The 1,280-nt window shown below is 43.2% G+C and carries 2 protein-coding genes; both read right to left on the bottom strand.

What is annotated here, in order from left to right; translation table 11 throughout:
* Positions 1-110 precede the first annotated feature (110 nt).
* Complete coding sequence (locus JMX13_RS13530) at positions 111-665, bottom strand: IS630 family transposase (RefSeq protein WP_201613332.1); 555 nt, start codon at positions 663-665, stop codon at positions 111-113.
* Positions 662-1,147: a winged helix-turn-helix domain-containing protein gene (locus tag JMX13_RS13525; protein WP_201555721.1), complete on the bottom strand. Its 486-nt coding sequence runs from the start codon at positions 1,145-1,147 to the stop codon at positions 662-664. The genes JMX13_RS13530 and JMX13_RS13525 overlap by 4 nt, the downstream gene beginning before the upstream one ends.
* Positions 1,148-1,280: the final 133 nt, after the last annotated feature.

Here is a 1,280-nt window from a genome sequence, read left to right as displayed (position 1 = left end):
GTCTTATATTAAGGCCTCTTTTTTATGGCCGTTCATTAAGATTAATGGTTTTTTGACTTGTTTTTAGCACGTTTTGGCACATTAGAGCTAGCTTATACCAATCCCAATAATTAAAGTTGCGCCCAAGTTCGAGTAGTCAAAGAGCGAATCCTCTCTGGCTGCTCAAGCAACTTATTCCAAGCACAGCAAGCCGCATCAACAATAGACTCATAGCTCTCATAACAGCGATTAGACAACTCGTTCTGCTTAAGATACTGCCAAACGTTTTCAGACGGGTTTAACTCAGGTGAATAAGGCGGCAGTTTAAGCATGGTCACATTGTGTAGATTCAAGCTTGGTTGATGCCACAACGCCCCGTCCATCACCACAACGGCATGTCGACCTTCGGGAACCGCTTTACTAATCTCTTGCATATGCAAGAGCATGGTATGTTTATTTACCAATGGCAGAACCAGTCCAACACTGTTGCCTGTAGCAGGACAGAAAGCCCCAAAGATATAGGTTGATAAGAACTGCTGCTGTCTGATAAGCCGAGGTCTTTGCCCGCGGTAATGCCAGACTCGAGTCAGTGATCCTTGTTGTCCTATGCGAGTTTCATCTTGAAACCAGATATCGACTTGTTGACAGTCAATACCTTCAGGTAATACCTCTTTGACACGGGTTATAAAGTTTTTTTAAAAGTTTCTTGTACTTCTTCATCTGCTTTTGGGTGCTGACTACGAGCACTTATCCAGCTCATACCGATACGCTTTAACATCTCGTAAATACCGTTAACGGTATAGTGAGCGTTATAGTGTTCTTTGGCTATCTGTTGGATGTCTTGACCGGTTAGACGACCGCCAGCTCGCTTTTCTTGCTCAGATACGATCATGGCTTTGAAGGCCTCTATGTCGGCTTCCGCCAGTTTGCTGTGCCGACCTCGGCGAGGACGGTCATAGATACTGTCAAGTCCACGTTGAAGATAACGTTTCTTGGTCCGTCTGGCAGTTTCAGGGTGTATGTAGAGGTCTTTGGCAATGTCGTTAGTGGCTTTGCCTATGCTATATTGATATAGAATAAGGAGACGTTGGCGAGCTCTGGGGTTACTCTCGGTCTTCGAGAGTTTGCCAAAGTCATGATCTTTTAGGGTATATGTTGGTATAGTCATAGCTGAATTATACTATATATTATGGGTTTGGTATTAGCTTTTGACCACGATATAACGATGTTTTTATGGTAATTTTGCAGGATGACTTGCAACACTAACCTTCAATAATAGTATGACTTTTTACAAATCAGCC

The sequence above is a fragment of the Psychrobacter immobilis genome (assembly GCF_904846285.1).
GTDB classification, from domain to species: Bacteria; Pseudomonadota; Gammaproteobacteria; order Pseudomonadales; family Moraxellaceae; genus Psychrobacter; species Psychrobacter immobilis_D.
Note: the sequence above shows the minus strand (reverse complement) of the source record. Positions and strands in the feature narration are given on the sequence as shown.